The sequence below is a fragment of the Singulisphaera sp. GP187 genome (assembly GCF_900129635.1).
Taxonomy (GTDB): domain Bacteria; phylum Planctomycetota; class Planctomycetia; order Isosphaerales; family Isosphaeraceae; genus Singulisphaera.
Map to the genome: position 1 here is coordinate 168,734 of NZ_FSRB01000001.1, position 22,192 is coordinate 190,925.

Consider the following 22,192-nt stretch of genomic DNA (forward strand, 5'->3'; position numbering starts at 1 on the left):
CGGTCGGCCTGTAGAATGCTGGTATGGGCCGTTCATCTTCTTCATCAGGAAACTGGAGGGAATGGCGGCGAATGAGAGCGCTGGAACTATACCGACAAGGATGGATTCAGCGTGACATCGCCGCCGCCCTCGGTGTCTCCAAAGGGGGCGTCAGCCAGTGGTTGACGACCGCCAGAGACGCCGGCCCCGAAGCTCTCGTCTCCCACATGGATCGATGTGGTGTAACTCCCAAGTTGACCCCCGAGCAGGTCCGTCTGATCCCGGATTTCCTCTGGCATGGGCCCGAGGCGTACGGCTTCCGAGGCGAAGTCTGGACCTGTGGACGGGTCGCCGGAGTGATCCGCGAGGAATTCGATGTCTCGTACAGCAAGAGCCAGGTCTCGCGGCTCCTGAAGTCCCTCGATTGGACGCCCCAGGTCCCGATCACCCGCGCGATCCAGAGGGACGAGGAGGCGATCACGCGGTGGCGCGCCGAGTCGTGGCCCGACCTGAAGCGACAGGCCCGCCGCGAGCGTCGGGAGCTTGTTTTCGTGGATGAATCGGGATTCTACCTGCTCCCGGGGGTGGTCAAGACCTACTCGCCCCGGGCCCGAACCCCCGTGCTCAGCGAGTGGCAGACGCGAGATCATCTCTCGGTCATGGGCGGCCTGACCCCGATGGGCAAGGTCTACACGCTGGTACGGCCGAAGTCGTTGAATGGCCTGCACACGATAGAGTTCCTCCTTCACCTGGGCCGCCTGGCCGGGGCTCGGCTGCTGGTGATCTGGGATGGTTCGCCGATCCACCGGCGGGCCGAGGTCAGCGAGTTCGTGGCCGAGACGAAGGGGGCCGTCCGCGTGGAGCGATTGCCGGCGTATGCACCAGACCTGAATCCCGTCGAGTGGCTGTGGCGCCACCTCAAGGAGGTCGAATTGCGGAACCTGACGTGCCTGGACCTGGATCAGTTGCAACTGGAGTTCCATTTGGCTCTCGGTCGCCTGCGTCAGAAGCCGCGACTCGCACCCTCGTTCGTCGAAGGGGCTGGTCTACCAATCTGATGGTTTAGTTCTTTCTGCAACGCTCAGTAAGTTGATCGCTGTGCGGCCTGGGATCCCACAGGATCCTATCGGGTTTACCGTACGTGTTGACATGGCCAACACGACTGTTTACGCTCGCATCTAAATAGCTCCTCGCAATTGGGAAAGTCCTACGTTTCAGTCTCTTACGGCAAGTGACGAAATTTCGTCACCCCGCTGCTTTCCCTGTTGCGAGGAGCCATTTAGCTCAATAAGACGCGAATTGGTTCCCCGTTTGGGCATGGATGTCCGGACGGGGAACCAATTCCCACACTGAGGTGGGACCTACGCCACCGCAACAACCACGCGGATCTACGACCGGCGGAGGCGGAAGGTCACGCGGAACATCGTGGAACGGATCTCGATCTGACCCCAATCAAGGCGAGTGCCGTTCGGCGATGGCGGGATTCGTTCAATCGTGTCAGGCCGATCAAGAGATATCACGTGCCCCTCGGCGTGGAGCACTTTTAGTCCGGAGTTCCGGGCCTTGTTTTACCGTAACTTCACGGGCCGCAAGGAGTTGCCCTCGATTTTGGCCTAAAAATGTAGCCACTAAAAATTTCGGGACTGCTTGACAAATTCGGCGAATTCCTGAAAATGACAGGATGCCCACACGGAATGGTGCCGTCCACGTGGCCACGACCAAGCGGGTCTACAAGGGAAAGACCTACGTCACCCATTTGCTCCGACGGTCCATTCGCAAGGGAACCACCGTCACTCATGAGACCCTCGGCAACCTCTCCCATCTCCCCGATCACCTCATCGACCTGATCAGACGCTCCCTCAAGGGCGAGACCTTCGTCCCCGCCGCCGAAACCTTCCGGATCACACGCTCGCTCCCGCACGGTCACGTCGAAGCGGTCCTGAACATGATCCGCAAGCTGGGAGTGGAGGAGCTCATCGCTTCCGAACCCTCGCGACAACGCGACCTGGTGATCGCCATGATCGCCGAACGGCTCCTCTTCCCCAGCTCCAAGCTGGCCAACACCCGGCACTGGCACGACACCACCTTGGCCGAGGAGTGGGACGTCGGCGACGCCAACGAGGATCAGCTGTACGACGCCATGGACTGGTTGCTGACCCGACAGGGGGCGATCGAGAAGAAGCTGGCCCGGCGCCACCTCAGTGAAGGGGCGACGGTGCTCTACGATGTCACCAGCAGTTACTATGAAGGGAAGACCTGCCCGCTGGCCCGGTTCGGCCACAACCGCGACGGCAAGAACGGCTGCCCGATCATCGTCTACGGCGTTCTGACCGATGTCGACGGCCGGCCGGTCGCCGTCCAGGTGTACCCCGGCAACACCGGCGACCCCACGACCGTACCCGACCAGATCGAGACGCTCACGAAGCGGTTCGGCCTGTCGCGGGTCGTGCTGGTCGGCGATCGTGGTATGCTCACGCAAACTCAGATTGATGTGCTCAAGAAATACCCGGCCCTGGGCTGGATCTCGGCGCTGCGCAGCGGTGCGATCCGCCGCCCGTTGGCCGAGGGCCACCTGATCCGGCCGGACCTGGAGGCCGAACGGCTGGCGGAGATCAGCTCGCCGGAATTCCCCGGGGAACGACTGGTCGCCTGCTACAACCCCCAATTGGCCGTGCAGCGCCGCCAGAAACGTGAAGCCTTGATGGCGGCCACGCAGGCCGAACTGGAGGAGCTGGCCGCGAGCGTGAGGCGGCCGACGGCCCGACCCGAGACGGCGGCCGCGATCGGCGTGCGGGTGGGGAAAATTATCAATCATTACAAAATGGCAAAACATTTTAAAATGACAATAATTGATGGTCATCTGGAATGGAGTCGCATGGAAACGGAGATCCAGAACGAAGAACAATTGGATGGGATCTATGTGATCCGAACCAGCGAGCCGGCGGAGCGGTTGACGGCCGCCGACGGGGTGCGGTCATACAAGCGACTGACGTTGGTGGAGCAGGCGTTCCGCTGCCTCAAGGGGATCGACCTCCTGGTCCGCCCGATCCACCACCGCGTGGCCGACCGGGTGCGGGCGCACATCCTCCTGTGCTTGCTGGCCTACTACGTGGAGTGGCACCTGCGCCGGGCGTGGGAGCCGCTGTTGTTCGAGGACGAAGAGTTGGCGGTGGACCGCCCGCGGCGTGATCCGGTGGCGCCGGCCCGTGCCTCGGAGTCGGCGAAACGGAAGAAGTGGACGCACGCCACCTCGGAGGGCCTGCCGGTCCAGAGTTTTCGGACGTTGCTGGCCCATTTGGGGACGCGGTGCCGGAACACGTGCGTGGTAACGGGCGCCCCCAGCCAGGCGAGCTTTCGCCAGGTAACGGAGGCGGATGCGCTGCAGGCAGAAGCGCTACGGTTGATTGAAGTGTAGCCAGAAACGGGGACTCGAAAATGACGTAAGTCCTTAATTTTCAAGGGTATTCCCGTTTTGCCTTCCCGGAACTCCAGTTTAGTAGGGGGCCGACTTTCTGTTCCAATGGTTGTCGGACCCTACTTCGAGTTGGTCTCTGATTTCGCAGAGTCGAGGAAACTGAGACTTTGACTAAATCCGTTTATTTGGATTCGATCGTTGTCTTGTACTTGCTGTTCCGAACGAGGCTGACGAAATCCCCTGTATTCAGCAGGTCGTAGAGGGCTTTTTTCTTGTCAGCGGCGAGCTCATAATACGACCTGCAAATCTCTGAACCCAGCGTATAGCCGAGGTCGGCGGGACGTCCTCCGACGCTTCCGTTGTACATCCACTTCGAGAGGTCGGTGCCGTTCATCTCCTTTCGAAAGTCTTCAAGAATCTCGGCCTCGTGCTCCTTCAAATAGCGTTGGCGAATCCCCTCCGATGGCTTTCCTGTCACCAGGTCGGTGAGAAAGTCGCAGACACCTTCTTCAATCACGGCACGCAGAACGCCCCCTTCCCGCGGATCGCGGTAATTCTGCTGGAAATGCATGAGCTCGTGGGTCATCGTCCCTGAGATGAAGCGGGGGTCTCCAATGGACTTCTTAAGGCTCTCGCTCATTTCGTCCGTGGGCATTCCTTCGCCTCGTCCGTGCCGGTCGAGCCCAATGAAGACGCCCAGGTCAGTCGCCGAGCCGGCCGAGTTGAGGGTCCCAATCACCAGGTAGCCGTGAGGAAAAATGGCTTCCGGATAAACGATTGTTAACGTCCTCATGTTAGCAGCCACTTGTTTTCGGATCGCCCCCAATTGCTCGGGCTGAAAATGGTTGCGCAGATACTGATAATACTTGGGATACGTTTGAATGGCCGCCTTGACCAGGTCATCAACCCCGAAGTAGCGATTCGCATAATAATCCCGCAGAGCGGGCGACCCGTCCAGAATCATCTTCGAGAAGAACTCCTCGGCCCGAGCCGGCTCCGCGCGAGCGAGGTCAAAGGCCTTCCAAAATGCCTCTGCATCGTCCGTATGCACTTCAAAGCCGTCAACGCTGCTCAGTTGGCGTCGCAACTGAGCAAGCTGCGATTCGACACGAGGCCATGCAGGGTCGGATTTCAAACGACCAAGGCTTTTGTACTTGGTGACCACGTTGGGATTGCGGATCCCGTACTCGATCGAGTGTTCCAATGCCTGAATGGCTTGAGCGGATCGGCCAGCATCAGCCCATGCAACCGCCTCGTTGATCGCGACCAACGGCGAGCGCAGCTGTTCGTTGCTGTCCGCATACAGTTGGGCCAGTTCGACAAATCGCTTTGCCTCGGTAAAACGTTCGATGTCCGCAAACACCTTCTTAAAGTCAGGCAATTTGGCAGACGCATCGGGACCGGACGCCTGGACCAACAAGCTCGCCAACAGAATGCTCGCTACCATAAGGCACCTCAATGGATGAAGTCGGTCAGTTGCCCGTTCAAATAAAGCATTCGCTCGACCACGCTCGGCCCGCCGGGATCGATGGGCAGGTCGCGCCAAGGTGCACCGGTCCGGAGGATCCAGGAGACGGCGTCGAGGATCTCGCGTCGATCTCGCCTGGGACGGCCCGTGCGGGCGGGTGGGAGGAAGAGGTCCTGGACCAACTCCCATTGTTGATCCGTGAGTCGGTGCCGCACCATTTTGCCGCTGCCTCGTTGATGTGAACGCATGTGCACAAATCTGGGAGGCAGGTCAATCGTCACGAGGCGTTGGCGGTTTTCCCGACAGAGACTAGTCGTAGGCCATGCCCGAAGCACGTCCCGGGTGGAAGTCTTGACATCGTTACCTCGACGTCGAATGGAACGCGCGGCATGGACAGAACCTAGCCCAGTCAAAGCGTGATTATCGACGACCCGACTTGGTTTCGCCAGAACTCACTCGACGTAAGCCGTAGCGGCCTTACCAGCTTGGTAATCGATTCCGAGTCGAACTCCTTACCCCCGGCGACGCGGAACGTCCTCGGCGGACCGGCCATGGAGCCCGCCTCGCCCTTGTTAGGAAAAAAAAGGGGAGCGTCGAGTCCTGGCCCCAAGGACTGACGCTCCTCACCCCACCCTCGACGCCCGCTCGAAGGTCCGCAAGGCTCAACCGGAGGAGGCCCCAGGCCCGAGGGGTGATCTCGGGCCGGGTTCAAGCCTTTCTCCCGCTCGGATCAACGACCCCATCGGCCGCCGAACTGGCCACCTGGCCCACCACCGTTGGGCGAAACATTGTACTGGCCGAACTGACCACCCGGCGCGCCACCGGCGAAGGAGACGTCGGTCCGGGATCCGCGGAACTGGCCACTCGTACCGACGCCGTTGGCGGAGGTGACGCTGAACGGACCGAACTGGTCACCGCCATCCATCATGACGCTACCCTGCGCGATGTGAATCGGGCCGGTCATCCCACCGCCGCTCGGTGAAACGGTGATCGGCGAACCGTTGAACTGGCCTCCGCCACCCATCATGACGCCGCCAGCCGACGAGAAGGCGATCGGGGACACGCTATACGGACCGCCCGGCGCACCACCGTCAAACGCGCCGGCCATCGGGATTCCCGACTCGAATCCTCCGGTCAGCCCGCTCATCAGGCTCCCGACCGCGTCGCCCGTGGTCGGCGTCGCGGACGGCGGCGCATCGGGATTGGCATTGGCGTCCATCTCGGTCTTGATCGCCTTCCGATCGGCCGCGATGGTCGTCAGGTCGTCGGCCGTGACGTGCGAGGCCGCGACCACGGCCTGAATGTCGGCGACAGCCGTATCGATCAGCGTTTGGTCGGTGATGCCCTGGCTCTTGAGAACGGCCGTGAAATCCGCCACGAGCTGAGTCTGTTGGTCGGCCGTGGGGATTTGACCCGCGATCGAATCGACGGTCGCGGCCAGCGCTTTCACCGCATCCTGATCGGGATCGGTCGTGGACGCCTTCTGGATGGCGTCGAAGTCATTGCGGACGGCGGCCAGAAGCTTCGGCGTCACTTCCGACTTGTCGTGAATGGCCTGGAGATCGGTCTGGAGTTTCTCGAAATCACTCTTCAAGGCATCGCTGGGTCCCGACGTGCTGCTGCTCGTGGTTCCCGACCCGTTGGTCTGCTGGCCGGACGCCACACTGGAGTTCACCGGCTGGCGGTTTTCGGCATTGCCACCGAACCAGCCTCCCATCGGCCCGCTCGGCATTGCATTGAATGTGCCCGCTCCCACGGCTGGGGCTCCCCCGTTGAACTGGGTCGTCGTCACGGGAGTATTGGTCGGGGCGGCCTGGAGCGTCGTGGTGACCGCGGCTTGCGTCGGTGTGTCGGTTGGTACGGCCGCGGTGGTCGTGTCGGTGTTCGTGGCAACGACCGCGTTGACGGCTTGAGTCGTGGGAGGAGCCGTCGGTGGCGTTGTCGGGAGGCTCTGCGAGCCCGCACGAGCCACCTGGCCATGCCGCATGGCGAACCCGACGCGGCCCGCCCCGCCGCTCATCGCATTGCCATGCCCGCTGAAGTTCCCAAACGGCCTTGCTTGTGTGTACGAGGAGGTTTCGGCCGCTCCGCTCCCGAATCCTCCGGCATTCTGCCCGCCCATCGTGCCCCTGGTGGAAAGCTGGACACGCTGAGTGGTCGGTGAGGACGGCATCCCCATGTGGCCCCGGAGCAGGCCGGTCGTGGAGAGAAGTTGACGACCTTCGAGCGACTCGCAGCGCACGGCCGCGGTGGGAGCACGACGAGGGGCGAGTTCCTGGCTCTTGATCCAACTGGCGATGAGGCGACGGAGAATCGAGTCCATGTTTCGAATTCCTTGAATTTCAGGCAAGAAAACCGCGGGGGCGCTGGCATCCTTCCAGGGTTCGCCCCGAGTCCCCAGCTGGGCACCCGGTGTTGGCTCATTGAGGCAGGCTCATGGTGATAAGAGATTGGCATTTTCGCGGTCTCACCCTGTAAAGAATCGTTAATTCAGGAAGAGTCGCAAGTCGACGCTCAGCGCGCGACCGTGGTCCGCGGGGGGCGGTTCAAGACGTTGGTAAGACTCAAACGCTCCGGGATGAAGCCTTCAGGCCAATCGAGGGCACGCGTGATGGAGAAGAGGTCGAGAGGCAGGCGACGAGATCGATCGTTGGCCGTCGCGGGGGCGGTCTGGTATGATGGGGGCCTTGGATTCTGGATCGCGAAGGCATTACCTCGAAACGATTAGGGTCTCATGCTTCATCCCTGGCACGACGTAACCCCGGGCGAACACCTGCCCAGGGAGTTCAACGCTCTCGTCGAGATCCCGATGGGATCGAGCGTCAAATACGAGTTGGATAAGCGCACGGGCCTGCTTCGGCTCGACCGGGTGCTCTATTCGGCCGTCTATTACCCTGCCAACTACGGGTTTATTCCCCAGACATACGCCGAGGACGAGGACCCGCTCGACGTCCTGGTGCTCTGCCAGGAGGCCGTGGCGCCGATGACCCTGGTCACCGCGCGGGCGATCGGTCTGATGACCATGATCGACTGCGGCAAGCGCGACCACAAAATCCTCGCGGTCGCGGTGGGCGACCCGGAATTCAACAGCTTCCACGACGCCCTGGATCTTCCTCCCCACCGGCTCACCATGCTCCGCCGCTTCTTCCAGGACTACAAGCAACTCGAGGGGAAGGACGTCGCGGTCGACGAGATCCAGTCGGCCGAGCTCGCCCTGCCGATCATCGAGGAGTCGCTTCAACGCTACAGCACCGTCCGCCGCAAGGGGTTCCATTGAAATGAGCCACCGATCGACGGCCGCCGCCGTCCGGATGCGTGCGGTCGTGATCGGCGGCTCGGGACAACTGGGCGGCTGGCTGCTCCGCGTGCTCGCCGAGCGAGGGCACGACGCGAGCGGCACCTTCGCCACCACGGCTTTCCCCGGCCTGGTTCCGCTCGACGCCGCCAACCAAACGGCCGCGGCCGACTGGGTGCGCGACCAGAAGGCCGACGTGGTCTTTTATCCGGCCGGGTTCACCTGGGTCGACGGCTGTGAACGAGACCCAGGAAAAGCGCGGGCCGCCAACGTCGAGCAGCCCCTGAACCTGGCCCGAGCGGCCGCCACGATCGGGGCTCGCTTCGTCTACTTCTCCACCGACTACGTCTTTGACGGCCGGAACGGTCCGTACGACGAAGCGAGCGAACCTCGCCCCCTTTCCGTCTACGGCCAGGCCAAGCTCGAAGCCGAACAGGCCCTCGCCGACACGCTGGGCGAACGGCTCTTGGTCGCGCGAACCACCTGGGTCTATGGCCCCGAACGCCAAGGGAAGAATTTCGCCTACCAGCTTGTCAAGGCGTTGCGTGAAGGACGTTCGCTCCCCAGCCCTTCGGACCAGGTCTCAACCCCAAGCTACGGACCGGACGTCGCGCAAGCGGTGGTCAGACTGATCGAGCAAGGTCGATCGGGCCTCGTCCATGTGGCCGGTCCCGACCTCATCGACCGGGTCACTTTCGCCAAGACCCTGGCCAGAGCCTTCGGGCTAGACGCGGAACTGATCCAGGCCAGGACGACCGCCGAACTCGCCCAGGGAGCACCCCGTCCCCTGAACAGCGGGTTGCTGATCCCCCGGTTGGACGCCTGGCTCCCCGGACTGATGCGCCCCTTGTCAGAATGCCTTCGCGACTTCCAGATCAGGCTCAACGAGCCCGGCGGATGGGTCCGGCCGCTCACGCCGAACTTAGACGCGTGAGGTCTGGCCTTTTGGAGGTGGGTTGGCCATGATTGAATTAAGAGACGACGCCCACGCGTCTCCCTCCACGGCCTCTCTCCCCGTCGTGGCAAAGTGATGAGCGGCCTCCCGGCCGGATCTTGACCTGCTGTTTTTCATACTCCATCAAGATGACGAACACCATGACCAATGTTCTGTTGCGCCTTCGTAATGCGGCGATCGGCCGTCGAGCCCTGCGAGGAACCGGCCTGCTTCTGCTGCTCGGGTTCGGGGCTTCGGCTTCCGCTCCCGCCGCCGAGCCGAAGGCCGGCGAGAAGCTGCCGCGCCGGGGAGACGAGATCGTCGTCTGCGGCCAACTGTTCCACACCACCGCGCCGGTGGTTCTCTGGACCGATCCGGGCGGATACGACGCCTATCGCGTCGACCGCCGATTTGGACCGCTCACGGATGTCCGGGAGAAGGCCAAGGTCAAGGAACGGAACGAAGTCACCATTGGCTTCGGGGTGCGCAAGGTGCCGCTCACGCCGGAGCAGAGCGAACAGGTGCGCGGTGGTGGCTGGGACCTGCCGATGCTTCAGAATGTCGTCGATCAGTTCGTGATCCATTACGACGTCGCGGGGACGAGCCGACGCTGCTTCCAGGTTCTCCACGACAGCCGAGGCCTGAGCGTCCAGTTCATGCTCGACCTCGACGGCACGATCTACCAGACCCTTGACCTGAAGGAAGGCGCCTGGCACGCCACCAAGGCGAACGGCCGCTCCATCGGGATCGAGATCGCCAATATGGGCGCCTACCCGATTGGCGGCACCGACACCTTCGACCGCTGGTATCGCCGCGACCCGAACGGCCAGGTCCAGATCCTCCTGCCTGAGGGCGAGCTGAAAGCGGAACGCAAGCGGGGCGAGGACCCAACCTGGGTGCCTCGACCGAGCCGGCCCGAGCCGGTCGTCGGGACGATCCACGGCCAAAAACTCCAGCAGTACGACCTGACTCCCGAGCAGTACGACTCCCTGACCAAGTTGACCGCCACCCTCTGCACGGTCTTCCCCAAGATCAAGTGCGACTACCCTCGTGACCCCGCCGGGGCCCTCCTGACGCAGGTGCTGCCCGACGCGAAGTACGATCAGTTCCAGGGGGTCCTGGGCCACTATCACATCCAGACCAACAAGACCGACCCGGGGCCCGCGTTCCAGTGGGACAAGGTCATCGACGGCGCCCGGGCGCTGATGGCGAAATGAAGAAAGGCACGACCATGCGGATCGGTCTGACCGGTGCCACGGGGTTCCTCGGCCGCTACCTGGTTGCGAACCTGGCCACGGCGGGGCATCGCCTCCGCTGCTGGCACCGCCCCACGAGTCAACACGAGGGGTTGGAGCCCTTCCAGGGTTCGCTGACCTGGGTGCCGGGCGAACTGGGCGACGATCACGCCTCGGATGCGCTGGTCGAAGGGTGCGATGCCGTGGTGCACTCCGCGCTCTACCATCCCTCAGGCGGCTTCATGGGGGGCGAGGGTGACCTCCTCCCGTTCCTGGAGACGAACCTCATGGGGACGATCCGCCTGATCGAGGCCGCGCGAGCGGCCGGGGTCAAACGGTTCGTCTTCATCTCAACCTGCGCGGTCTACGACACCATCCTCGGCGATCGACCACTCGACGAAACTCATCCGCTCTGGCCGGCTAGCCATTACGGAGCCCACAAGGCGGCCCTCGAAGCCTTTGTCCACAGCTACGGCCAGGGCCACGGTTATCCGATCTGCGCCTTACGTCCGACCGGGATCTACGGCCTGGCCCACCCTCCCCAAAAAAGCAAGTGGTTCGACCTGGTCTCCACCGTGGCGCGAGGCGAGCCCGTGGAATGCCGTCGCGGCGGCAAGGAAGTCCACGCCGCCGATGTCGCCCGGGCCGTCGCCATCCTGCTCGCGGCCGAGGTTGAGGCCATTACCGGGCAGTCATTCAACTGCTGCGACCGCTACGTCTCCGAGCATGAAGTGGCCACGATCGCTCGGGAACGATCGGGAGCCAATGGCGAGATCCTGGGGACGCCTTCCGCCCCCAAAAACCAGATCGTCACGACCAAACTGCAGGCCCTGGGGATGCAGTTCGGCGGCCGCCCCCTCCTGGAGCGAACCATCGCCGAAATGCTTGGCGCAACATCCTCAACACAGAGTTGAAACCAGGACGTATCCCCGCGAGTCCCCACGCCATGGGTGGAAATCGTGGGGCGTTGTGCACAATAACGAAGACTCGAAATCCATCGCTCGCCGCGCCGGAATCGTTTCGGGAACCGCAAAGCCTCATAAAAAAGCCGAAACCATCGGCGTCGTCGATGGGTATTGACGACGGCCCCATTGAGGTCGAGCGTCGACGCGGGGACTTCTCCCTCGAGAAGATTGGTCGCGCGGAGACTCGGCATTGGCCATGGTCGAGGCGGTGAGCATGGGTGCGTCGAACCGGGCCGGAGCCGCCTCGGACAGCCCGCGATTCGGCCCGACCCTGGCACTCTGGGCTGCGCTGGTGCTCGGTCTCAACGGAGTCATCTGGCTCGCGGGGTTCCGGACGAGCGCGCTGGCCGAGGGGGTCGAGCAGGGGGCGGCACGCGTCGAGTCACGCGGAATCGGCGAGGTAAGCGACGACCTGATCCGCCGGGCGATCCAGACGCAACACGACACGCTCTCGTTCTGGACGACGCTGGCCTGGTTGGGGGATTTTTTGGTCGAGCCGCTGGCCTTGGCCGCGAGAGCACTGGCGGCGGCGACCCTCTTTGCCTCGGTTGCGGCCCTGGTGGGTCGCCCCGTCCGCTATGAACTGGCCCTGAATGAATGTGCGACCGCGCAAGGGTTTTGGGTGCTCGGGTTGGCGGTCCAGGCGGCCCTCATGATGACGCTGCGGCGAGGAGACATCGAGACCTCTCCGACCCTGCTCTTGCCCCAGGGCGTCTACCCGGCCGCCGCCTGGCTTGCCCTCCGGCAGCTCGACCTGTTCGCGGTCTTGGGATGGTCGGCCCTGGCGCGCGGCGCCTGGCGACGGGGGCAGGTCAACCTGACCGCCGCCGTCTTGATCTGCGTCATGCTCTGGCTCGTCGAGGCGGTCATCCGGATCGGTTTCGGCCTGGTGATCGGGGCCGGGGCGAGACTGGTGATTGCGCCGGGTTGAGCGAAGTAGCGACTAAAGTCGAACCAAAGAGAGCCATGATGTCTCGAATCGTCGTAGCCACAATCGCTCTGGGAATCCTGGTGGCGGGGTTGGCCGCCGCCAACCTGCGTCGCGATCCCGGTGCGTTCGAGGTCGACTGGCGGCTGGTCTCGCCGCCGGCGCGTGAAGTCATCGTCGAGCCACCGACCCGCGGGGCGATCATCCAGACTGTCGCGGCGCCCGGCAAGGTCGAGGCCGTCGAAGAAGCCGAGATCGCCTCGCAACTCGTGGGGCGAGTCGTCGCGGTGAAGGTCAAGGACGGAGACTCGGTCAAGGCGGACGATGTCCTCGTTCAACTCGACGACACCGACGCCAAGGCCCGGCTCGACTCGTCCAAGGCGCGAATCGAGCGGCTTCGCTCGGCGATCGAGCAGGCAGGATCGGACGTGGACAAGGCCAATCGCGACGCCAAGCAATCGGGCACGCTCGCGGGCCGCGGTTTCACGGCTCCCAACGAGTTGGCCGACGCCCGCACGGCCGTCGCCAAATCTCAGGCCGCGCTGGCGATGAGCCGTCACGAGCTGATCGAGAGCGAAGCGATGAGGCGAACCAGCCAACAAGACCTCGACCGGACGACGATCAAGGCACCGATCGACGGCGTGGTGGCCGGGGTCAATGTCGACGTCGGCGAGGTCGTGATCGCAGGGACGACGAACCTGCCGGGCTCGGTGCTCATGACCATCAGCGACATGAACCGGATGCGTGTCCGGGCCGATGTCGACGAGACCGACGTCCCGCTCGTCCGCCGCGGCCAGCCGGCTTTGGTCTACCTCCAGGCCGACCAACTCCACCCCGTCGCCGGCACGGTCGACATGGTGGCCCCCAAAGGCAAGACCAAGGACGAAGTCGTGAGCTTCGAGACCCTGGTTAGCCTCGACGGGTCCACCGCCGCCGCACACTCCGCGTTACGGCCGGCGATGACCGCAACGGTCGAGATCGAAGTTCGCCGCGCCTCCGCCGCGCTGGGGGTGCCCGCCCAGGCCGTCGTCCACCGCCGCCGCAAAGATTTACCCAACACCCCAAGCGTCCGCGCCTGGGCCGAGCGCAACGCCCGATCACCCGGCGAAAAGGCCCAGGAAGCCGAACTCCGCTACATCAAGATCGTCTTCGTCGCCGAAGGAGGGATCGCCCGCGCCCGTCCCGTCGAAACCGGCCTGAGCGATGAGCGCAAGGTCGAAATCCTCTCCGGCCTGAAGCCGGGCGAGCCAGTCGTCGTCGGCCCCTTCCGCACCCTGGACGAATTGAAAGACGGCGACCCCGTCAAACCTGTCAAAACCCTCTCCGAGGCCGAGGCCGCGCGATAGGCCTCGGCGGGACGAATGCCCAGCCCGATCGCGGGAACAATCCTTCGCTCCACCACCGAAACCCTCAGAGGTCCGAACCGCAATCAGGCAATCAGACGCGCTTGCCCCTTGACATGAGGCCCTGCTTCGAGTGTAATTCGTGCGTGCGACGTGCCCGTAGCTCAATTGGATAGAGCGTTGGCCTCCGAAGCCAAAGGTTGCAGGTTCAACTCCTGCCGGGCACACTGATCTAAATCCCGCCGAGTGCTAACTTTAGCTCACCTGTCCTGGCGGACGGAGCGGCCCAAAAACTCCAACAAACCCGGTAGACTACCGGATTTGGAGGCCGCCCCGATGTCAGTACGCACTCCGTCCTACCGGTTCCACAAGCCGTCCGGTCAGGCTGTTGTCACCTTGAACGGCCGAGATTATTACCTCGGCAAGCACGGCACGCCCCAGAGCCGAACCGAATACGATCGCCTGCTGGCCGAATGGTTGGTCAATGGGCGACACGTCACCGCTCGCGCCCGCGACAACCCCCCATCGGGGGCCTCCGTCTCACCGGACGAGTTGACTGTCAGTGAGATGATCCTGGCCTACCTTCGCTACGCCGAAGGCTACTACCGGAAAGGCGGGAAACCTACCGGCGAAGTCCCACACATTAAATACGCCATGGGACACCTCCGGCGGCTTTACGGTCACACTTCAGCCAAGAACTTCGGTCCCCTGGCGTTGAAGACCGTCCGCCAGCAGATCATCGATTCCGGACTATGCCGCAACGAAGTCAATCGACGCACGCGGATCATCGTTCGGGCCTTCAAATGGGCGACCGAAAATGAGTTGGTCCCGCTGAGTATTCACCACGGCCTGCGGGCAGTCTCCGGGCTACGCAAAGGCCGATCCGAGGCCCGCGAGAGCGAACCCGTCAAGCCGGTCCCCGACGAGTTGGTGGACGCGATTGCCCCGTATGTCTCCCGGCAGGTGGGAGCGATGATTCAGCTCCAACGGCTCTCGGGCATGCGGCCCGGCGAAGTCTGCATGCTACGTACCTGTGATCTCGACACATCGGGCCGGGTCTGGGTCTACACGCCGGAAACGCACAAAACCGAGCATCACGGACGCGATCGGAAGATCTACTTCGGCCCCGCCGCACAAGCCGTCCTGCGTCAGTGGGTCCGGGCGGATCCGAATGACTACCTGTTCCAACCCAGGGAAGTTGTCGAGGAATCGCTGGCGGAACGTCGCCGCAACCGGAAGTCACCGATGACTCCGTCGCAACAGGCACGGACCAGGAAGCATTCTCCAAAAAAGGCTCCAGGGGCCTGCTACACGGCCGATTCCTATCGCGAAGCCATCGTGAAAGCCTGCAAGCTCGCCTTTCCTCATCCCGAGCTGACTAAGATTCCCCAGAAGGATCTCACGCCCGATCAGCAACGGGAACTCAAGGCTTGGCACCATGCTCGCCGCTGGCATCCCAACCAGCTTCGCCACAACGCCGCGACGAAGTTGCGGCGGCAGTTCGGCCTGGATGTCGCCCAGGTCATCCTGGGGCATTCCTCGTCAGCCGTGACGGAGGTCTACGCTGAGGTCGATGAGGCGAAGGCCATCGGCGTGATGGAGCAGATCGGGTGAAATTTCGTCACTCGATGGGACGTGGTGGAACGACGGCCCCCACGCCGATCGTTCCACCAGGTTTCATTCCATGTCAAAGTCAAATCGAGATTCTTTAGACAACTTACGTCACTCAATTTCAAATTACGTCATTTTCATATCTTGACGTTGAACCGCACGCAACATAACATACGAACAGTGGAGGGCAGACACGACGGTAGCACCCAGGAGTCGGCAATGGATTCAAACAATGAAATAATTCATGATTCGGGAACACTTGATTTTGAGGTTGATTACCTGACGCTTGCCCAGGCTGCGAGCGTCCTCCCCGGTCGTCCCGCTCTCGCGACAGTCTGGCGCTGGTGTTTCAAGGGTATTCGTGGCGAATACCTCCGCTACACGAAAATCGGTCGACAGACCTATGTGACGCGGGAGTGGCTCTCCGAGTTCTCTCAACGGCTCACGGACCGTCGCGCAGGAAAATCGCCCGAGCGGACTGTGATCCCAGTCCCCGCGACTCCCACTCAAAGGCGAAAAGCCCACGAGAGGGCTGAGAAGGAGCTCGATAAGCTGGGTGTGTGACGTGCAAAAAAGTGAGGCCCCCGGGAGTGGCTTCCCGGAGGCCTCGTAATTCGATCGATCGGGCTTGGCAACCAAATCGGATCTAATGTGCCTATTTATGATACCCTCGCGGGATCCCGCAATCAAGGGGTTCTCGCGTCAAATCCACGAATTCGATTGTTTAGTCGGATCGTCGGATCAATCGACCTGAATTATTCGGGACCGACCGGGACCGGATCACCCGTCTGCCCGCCTGCCTGCCCACGTCGGCCGTCGAGCTCGCTCGAATCCCGTTCGGGCCGGATCGCTCCGCGCCCCTCCTTTTGGGTTGCTCAAGTTAACTCGCCTTTATGTGTTTTCTAACGTGTGTGCTCGTGATGCTGAAGTTTGATGAATCGGAATTCAAAAAATTCGCCAACGCAATCTTCGATTTCTCGGCCGGAGTCTACGAATTCCGCGCCCTGAATGCCGCGATCAGCAAGGCCAACAAAATCGAGCTCGCGAACCAGGGATACGAGCCGACTTTGGCCGGCTGGTTTGACCGGGTTGATCATATCCGATTTGAGGCGAAGCGACTGCACGGGGTCAGCGGATACCTCACAGTCAATCCGATCAACTCCTCGCTGGCTTCCGACCGCTGGAAGAACGAGCTCAAGTACCTCAGCCGGAAGAATGGCAGGTACGGAACCGAAGCCGATGATGTTGCCCTGTTGCGGTACATGATCGTCGATATTGATGTGGAACGAGGCATCGAAAAGGGCAACCCAAAAGAGGGGATCAGCGCAACAAACGAGGAGCTTGCCCTCGCTCTCGGGAAGCGAGATGAGATCCTCGACGCCCATCCAAAACTTCGAGATGCCGCTCTTTGGGGAACATCAGGGAACGGCGGATGGATCCTCGTTCGATTGCCCGACTACCCAAACGACCAGAAGCATCGTGATCTGGTTGCTGGTTCTCTCCACACCCTGGCGGAACGGCACGGCAAGAAGAAACGCGACAAAGCCTTCATCGACACGGACACAAAGAATCCCAATCGGCATCTCGGGATCCCGGGAACGCTCAAATGCAAAGGGGCGGATCTCCCGGATCGCCCCTGGCGGATTATCACAGTGGACGGCAGAGGTTTCTAACCCCAGAGTCAGCAGATGGCGACCGAGGACACGACACAGCCGGACGTTTCTCGCAACGGCACCACGAACCCCAGCACCAACGGAACTCTGGTTGCGCCGGTCCCGACGCTCGATCTGGTGGACTTCCTGGGTGGGTTTCCGGCGACGACTCAGCAGGGCGGACGGCCCAGTGAGACGAAGTCTGATGAGCAACCCAAGAAGAAGAGGGCGAGGAACCGAACGGACGAGACCGACGATGATCTCAAGATGCGTCTCGCCCAAAAGTGTGCCGCGAAGTTCGCGATCTCAGTCAGTCACCAAGGGGGACACCCCCAGACTTTCGATCTCGCGTGCACAATCGTCCACAAATATGATCTTTCTGTTGCTCAGGCGACAGATATCGTCCGGGAGTACGGCTCGAAGTGCGATCCGCCTTGGTCGGAGCGAGAGCTTGAGCACAAGATAGATGACGCGTTTTGTCGAGAGGATAAACGTGGCCGAAAGCGAGGATGGGGCCTATTTCGCCGGGAAGAGCACAAGTTTATCTCCTGGAGAACCCGCAATCCGAATCGACAGCAACCCCAAAAATGGGATTCGGAGGACATCGATAGCGAGCCAGAAAGTGCTGAAGAAGTCTTCAAGAAGGCCGACAACGACCCGTCATCGATCGCGGCCTCACTTCTGGTCGAGAATTACCAGATGGAGGACGATTCTCCTTTAATTCTCTATTTCAGAGATGATTACTATTTGTACGACTCGAAGAATTACTGCTATAATCTAACTCAAGACTGGCGCAAAACTGAACTGATCGAAGGCGTTCAGCGAGAAATCGACAACCGTCATGCTCTTCGGGTTGGTGAATTTCAAAACCTGCACAGCGACAAACCTGAAGACGAAAGACCCGCCTACCCTACGCCTGTCCGGGTCACCAAGGCACTCGTGAACGACGTCGAGCAACACGTTCAGGCTGGCGTCAGTATCCGCCGCCAAGACGATCCACCGCTCTTCCTTTCGTCTGAGCCAGGTGACCCCGACCCGCGAGATATCATCCCGACACGAAGCGGGATCCTCGACTTGAGCCACAATCCGCCATCGCTCCATCCGCATGGCCCACGTCTCTTCTCGACGTACGTCTTGCCTTACGACTACGAGCCTGATCCTCCATTTCCGATCCTCTGGGACAGCTTACTGAGGAGACAATTTGGTTACGAGGATGGGGGACAACAATCCTACGACACGCTCACGGAGTTCATCGGATATTGCCTCACATCCGACACCAGCCTCCAAAAGATGCTCCTCTTGATCGGGCCTCCCCGAAGTGGACGAAGCACGATCAGGGAGGTCCTGACCGCCCTCCTTGGAGCCGCAAATGTCGTGAGCACTTCGGCTATCGCCTTGGGAGGCCAGTTCGGTCTTGAGCCACTTCTGGGAAAGAAGGTGGCCGTCATGGGGGATCTTCGGACCAACGACATTCACGATTCGTCGATCATGATGGATCGACTCTTGCGGATCTCAGGGGAAGACCCACTGGAGGTTAACCGGAAAAATCGCACCATGCTCTCGAATGTCAAACTCGGAACCCGATTGATCATCGTTTCTAACGAACTGCCAAACTTCCGCGATTCATCCGGCGCAATCGTATCGCGATATCTTGTTGTCCCATTTTCACATACGATTCCGCCAGAGGACCGAAATCCCGATTTGGCTAACGAAATAATTAAAACTGAACTTCCAGGGATTCTTGGGTTGGCCGTCGAAGGGTTGCAGCGACTCAGAGCGAGGCGCCGGTTCCTGCAACCGGATGATGGGCTGGATTTGATGGCACTCGCTACGGAGATCGCAAGTCCGATCAAGAGGTTTGTCGACGAGCAATGCAACCTTAACGTCGATGGCGATATCACGGCAGAGGCACTGTACAACGCGTGGCGGAATTGGGCGCTCGCCAAAGGATTCCCGATCGGCAACGACTCCCAGTTCGGCAAGAACTTACGATCCGCGTTCCCGGGTATCAAAAAGAGCCGTCCCCGGGAGCGAGATGAGAACAACAAAAGCATCCAGGTCACCTGCTACGAGGGAATCGAGCTTAAGCGAGGCTACTGAACCATTTGTCGGGCTGAGCACAGGAGGGAAAGGCTGAGCGTAGGCTGAGCACACGAGAAACGAGGCTCCTATGCTCAATGTAACTAGTTGCCAGAAAAGGGTTTAGCAACTGTTTTTTGTCTTCTGAGCATAGTGAGCATAGGAGATTCAAAAATTCAATTCATAGTGGGAAAGATCATGTTTGGTGATAGGGATTCTATCCTGACGAGGTCATGCGCCGGCAGAGTACACGCTGAAATGCATTTCTGCCGTACTCACTATGCTCAAAACAACAAATTTTCGACGCAATCCGTTGTCAGTCAATCTGTTAAGTCTGAGCATAGGAGATTTTTCTCCTATGCTCAACGTATGCTCAGCCGCACTCAGAAACGCATTTCTACCCGGACAAAATCGACGTAATGGATTATTTGTGCGGTTGAGTTCCTAATTATTGCCCGGCAACCTTCCTTTTTGGGTTGCCACTCGCCGAGCTTGCCGTTGGGCTCGGATCTCCATGAACCTTCAGGAGCCTGCCCGCCGAACGGAATCGGCCTCTGAGCAGTCGATCAGTCAGCGTGCCTAAACGGTCTGGATCATAACTCGATCCCCCGGAGCCTCAGATGACCACCGAAAAGCGGATCCGCAGTTTGATTATCGCGAGGGGCGTCAGAAACGCTTACCGCGCCGCGAGCGAAGTTCAGTCGGAGTTTAATTCTATCGAGGTCCGCGTCTTCGTCGGCGACCTTGAACCACGGGATGATCTCGGATTCGTTCCTCTACCGTCCGTCCGCTTTGTGATCGTCCGTGATGACGACCCCGACAGTGAACTTGAAGTCGATACGACGATGAGCCTCACGGCAGAGGGGATGAGGAACCTTGTGTTGTCCCGGCTCAAGCACAGCAGGATCGATCAGGAAAGCAGTGTACCGATGGCCAGAAATTCGAGGATTGGATAAACTCAAGGAATATGTCGTCGCAGACGTGTAGATTTTCAGTAGTAATTTCACATTCACTAGACTCACCAAATCGAAAGGTTTCTATCATGGCAGCAAAACGAATTGGTATGGTCGTCGCGAAATCCGACGCGAGCGACATCATCAGCAACGCCATCACCAGCGGCGTCACCAGCGGCGAGAGCGAAAACGTCTTGGACACGATCGCAGCCGTCGAGAACGGCGAGTCCCCCAAGGCCGGCACCACCGACGTCATCACCGAGGCCGACGTCCGGAACCGCGCCCAAAAAGACTTTCATGAGCACCGTGACAGGGAAGCCGAGAAACGGAAAACCACGGCGGACACGGAAGTAGCATCGACTCCAGACGCGGTTCTGGAATCATCGGAGCCAACGCCGACGGTCCCGGAAACGCCGGCAGCCCCGGCCATTGTCACCCCGGCGGCACCGTATCCGGGCGCGGTCCCATTCAAACTCGGCGAGGTGTCTGTCTGGGACGGGCGGACGGCGGTCATCTCCCAGATTTACCCCGATGGCTCGATCGCGGTTGCCGTGCAACGCGGAGTCGATCAGCTTCCCGAAGTCCTCAGGCTCCGGTTTCCCCGGCCGTCCGAAGCGACCGCTGTTGCTCCGGAGCCCGTTGACCCCATCGCCGATGCCCTATCGCGTGGTGAGAGGGTTCCTATGCTCGGGATGACTGTCGCATATATCCATGCGACATTGGATCCCGTGTTTGAACAGTTGACGGTTTACCGTGCTCGAATCACGGAAGTGATCAGCATCAGCCCGACCGTGGTTCGGCTTGCGGTGTACGACGACGACAAACCGCCCACTCAAGGCCCGGATACCTCGCGAGTGTTCCTATCGGGTTGCGGTCCACAGGACAACATCGAACGCCTCAACGGCGAGCCGCGAGGCCAGCGGTTCGAGTACTGCGATATCGTGCCGATCGGACAGAAGTACGAACCACAGCGGATCGAACTACTGACGAAGAACCTCGTGACCTGTCGTTGTGGAGCGAGAGTTCCACTTCACTCCCTCGTCGCGACCGAGATCGGAGGCCAGTCTCTGAAGGCGTGCGTTGCTTGTGTGCAACAAGCACAAGACGAATTCGCGAAACTTCTCGAATCAGCCATCCTCACGGCGAAAGCTTGAGACCGGTTAGGGACTGACCAGAACGCCCCCTCCTTTTTGGGTTGCCAACTCGCCGTTGGGCCCAGAGGGAGGGGATCGGGCCGGGCCAGTCTCACGATTTGCACCATAATGGGCATTTTCTCAGCAAAATCAGCACAATCCAATGGGATACGAACGTCGCGGCAATAATTTATATTATTATCTAAAGCGGACAGTCAACGGTCAGACCCGGAGTTTCTACTTCGGGCCTGGGGATGGTGGGGAAGAGCAAACTGAGCGGGAACGAGCCGAGCGGAGATCTAGGCGAGAGAAGAAACGCCAAGAGAGGCAACAGCAACGCGATGAGATTCTTCGGCTTGAAGATCGCGTCATTGCCTTCCACGCCCTCGTTGAAGGCCAATCCCGCATCGCTGCGGACGCCCTGGGCATGTTCTGGCACCGGCGCGAGTGGAGGTTCCGATCCATGAAATCTAGAAAGGCGAAGCAACGGGAGGAAACAGAGTTCCATGAGGCTCTGATCGAGGAAAAAACCCGCAGGAACATCGCGGATGACGAAACCGGCACGCTCGCCGCTCGTCTCGGAGGTGACCTCGAAGCCGAGGTGAGGGACGCACTCCTTTCGCGTGAGACGCCCTCCGCCCGCGCCGCTGTAAAGGCTGAGGCCGAGAAAATCAGGAGGTCTCTCGCACGACCGAACCAAACTGAAATCGAAAATCGGCTGATATCAAGAATTGTTATCAACTGGATTGATTTGCACCTGGCTGACGGGATGTGCAGTCGGACCATAGGGCAGATTGCACGTGGATGCGTTCTGGAATTGGACTTCCTCGATAGGCGACGGCTCAGAGCGGAAAAACGTTATCTCAATGCGATCAAGGCACTTGATTTGATCCGCGAACGGGCGATTGCCACGGCCCGCGCCGAACGCGACGAACAGGCCAAGACTGCCAGAGAGTCCGCCAAAGCCAAAGACAAAGCCAAGGCCAAAACTGGCCGAAACCGGGTTACTTCGTACTTCTCGACCGAACCTCAGGAGAATTAGCTCATGCCTTTGCGCCCGTGGTGCTCACGATGCAAAAGCCGAGAGAATCTGACCGCCCATTTCAAGGTCGTGCTTACCGTCGGCCCGCATGAAGTCGACGAAGAGTATCGGTTATGCGAATCTTGCAGTCACGGATGGCATAAGTACCTCATGGAACTCC

General features: G+C 60.7%; 18 protein-coding genes and 1 tRNA gene. 16 read left to right on the forward strand and 3 right to left on the reverse strand.

The features are described 5' to 3' along the window. Positions 1 to 23: 23 nt before the first annotated feature. Together BUS42_RS00590 and BUS42_RS00595 are read left to right on the forward strand one after the other, a co-directional pair. Entirely contained in the window at positions 24 to 1,037 is a 1,014-nt protein-coding gene (locus tag BUS42_RS00590; RefSeq protein ID WP_074304460.1) for an IS630 family transposase, read from the forward strand. Between the two features lie 623 nt (positions 1,038 to 1,660). Beyond that, on the forward strand, positions 1,661 to 3,394 hold the full coding sequence (locus BUS42_RS00595; RefSeq protein WP_074304462.1) for an IS1634 family transposase: 1,734 nt from the start codon (positions 1,661 to 1,663) through the stop codon (positions 3,392 to 3,394). Between the two features lie 181 nt (positions 3,395 to 3,575). Here the strand turns inward: BUS42_RS00595 and BUS42_RS00600 are convergent, their stop codons facing one another. The 3 genes from BUS42_RS00600 to BUS42_RS00615 form a co-directional block, all read right to left on the reverse strand. Beyond that, the gene (locus BUS42_RS00600; protein WP_159452146.1) at positions 3,576 to 4,811 is read right to left on the reverse strand and encodes a DUF2268 domain-containing putative Zn-dependent protease; all 1,236 of its coding nucleotides are present in this window, start codon (positions 4,809 to 4,811) and stop codon (positions 3,576 to 3,578) included. 38 nt (positions 4,812 to 4,849) lie between these two features. Then, positions 4,850 to 5,080, reverse strand: a complete 231-nt coding sequence (locus BUS42_RS00605) for an IS5 family transposase (protein WP_074304464.1) — start codon at positions 5,078 to 5,080, stop codon at positions 4,850 to 4,852. 512 nt (positions 5,081 to 5,592) lie between these two features. Beyond that, positions 5,593 to 7,185: a hypothetical protein gene (locus BUS42_RS00615; RefSeq protein ID WP_074304467.1), complete on the reverse strand. Its 1,593-nt coding sequence runs from the start codon at positions 7,183 to 7,185 to the stop codon at positions 5,593 to 5,595. A gap of 411 nt (positions 7,186 to 7,596) precedes the next feature. Between BUS42_RS00615 and BUS42_RS00620 the strand changes: the two genes are divergently transcribed. The 14 genes from BUS42_RS00620 to BUS42_RS00690 all read left to right on the forward strand — a co-directional run bounded on the left by BUS42_RS00620 (position 7,597) and on the right by BUS42_RS00690 (position 22,032). Continuing rightward, positions 7,597 to 8,139, forward strand: a complete 543-nt coding sequence (locus BUS42_RS00620; protein ID WP_074304469.1) for an inorganic diphosphatase — start codon at positions 7,597 to 7,599, stop codon at positions 8,137 to 8,139. Position 8,140: 1 nt separating this feature from the next. Then, positions 8,141 to 9,091, forward strand: coding sequence for an SDR family oxidoreductase (locus BUS42_RS00625; protein ID WP_074304471.1), 951 nt, complete (start codon positions 8,141 to 8,143; stop codon positions 9,089 to 9,091). 161 nt (positions 9,092 to 9,252) lie between these two features. Further along, on the forward strand, positions 9,253 to 10,308 hold the full coding sequence (locus BUS42_RS00630) for an N-acetylmuramoyl-L-alanine amidase (protein WP_074310548.1): 1,056 nt from the start codon (positions 9,253 to 9,255) through the stop codon (positions 10,306 to 10,308). Further along, positions 10,305 to 11,240: an NAD-dependent epimerase/dehydratase family protein gene (locus tag BUS42_RS00635; protein ID WP_254053223.1), complete on the forward strand. Its 936-nt coding sequence runs from the start codon at positions 10,305 to 10,307 to the stop codon at positions 11,238 to 11,240. The genes BUS42_RS00630 and BUS42_RS00635 overlap by 4 nt, the downstream gene beginning before the upstream one ends. A 247-nt stretch (positions 11,241 to 11,487) precedes the next feature. Further along, the gene (locus BUS42_RS00640; RefSeq protein WP_254053715.1) at positions 11,488 to 12,222 is read left to right on the forward strand and encodes a hypothetical protein; all 735 of its coding nucleotides are present in this window, start codon (positions 11,488 to 11,490) and stop codon (positions 12,220 to 12,222) included. Positions 12,223 to 12,257: 35 nt separating this feature from the next. Next, positions 12,258 to 13,565, forward strand: coding sequence for an efflux RND transporter periplasmic adaptor subunit (locus tag BUS42_RS00645; RefSeq protein ID WP_074304473.1), 1,308 nt, complete (start codon positions 12,258 to 12,260; stop codon positions 13,563 to 13,565). Between the two features lie 150 nt (positions 13,566 to 13,715). After that, positions 13,716 to 13,789 (forward strand) — tRNA-Arg (locus BUS42_RS00650). A gap of 109 nt (positions 13,790 to 13,898) precedes the next feature. Beyond that, complete coding sequence (locus tag BUS42_RS00655) at positions 13,899 to 15,176, forward strand: tyrosine-type recombinase/integrase (protein ID WP_074304475.1); 1,278 nt, start codon at positions 13,899 to 13,901, stop codon at positions 15,174 to 15,176. 216 nt (positions 15,177 to 15,392) lie between these two features. Next, positions 15,393 to 15,737, forward strand: coding sequence for a DUF1580 domain-containing protein (locus BUS42_RS00660; protein ID WP_074304477.1), 345 nt, complete (start codon positions 15,393 to 15,395; stop codon positions 15,735 to 15,737). 356 nt (positions 15,738 to 16,093) lie between these two features. Beyond that, complete coding sequence (locus tag BUS42_RS00665) at positions 16,094 to 16,846, forward strand: hypothetical protein (protein WP_143206186.1); 753 nt, start codon at positions 16,094 to 16,096, stop codon at positions 16,844 to 16,846. A 15-nt stretch (positions 16,847 to 16,861) separates the two neighbouring features. Further along, positions 16,862 to 18,925: a DNA primase family protein gene (locus BUS42_RS00670; protein WP_074304481.1), complete on the forward strand. Its 2,064-nt coding sequence runs from the start codon at positions 16,862 to 16,864 to the stop codon at positions 18,923 to 18,925. A 599-nt stretch (positions 18,926 to 19,524) separates the two neighbouring features. Further along, entirely contained in the window at positions 19,525 to 19,860 is a 336-nt protein-coding gene (locus BUS42_RS00675) for a hypothetical protein (protein WP_074304483.1), read from the forward strand. Between the two features lie 86 nt (positions 19,861 to 19,946). Next, a complete protein-coding gene (locus BUS42_RS00680; RefSeq protein ID WP_143206187.1) occupies positions 19,947 to 21,011 on the forward strand; it encodes a hypothetical protein in 1,065 nt (354 codons plus the stop codon). Between the two features lie 442 nt (positions 21,012 to 21,453). Beyond that, on the forward strand, positions 21,454 to 22,032 hold the full coding sequence (locus BUS42_RS00690) for a hypothetical protein (RefSeq protein ID WP_074304488.1): 579 nt from the start codon (positions 21,454 to 21,456) through the stop codon (positions 22,030 to 22,032). Positions 22,033 to 22,192: the final 160 nt, after the last annotated feature.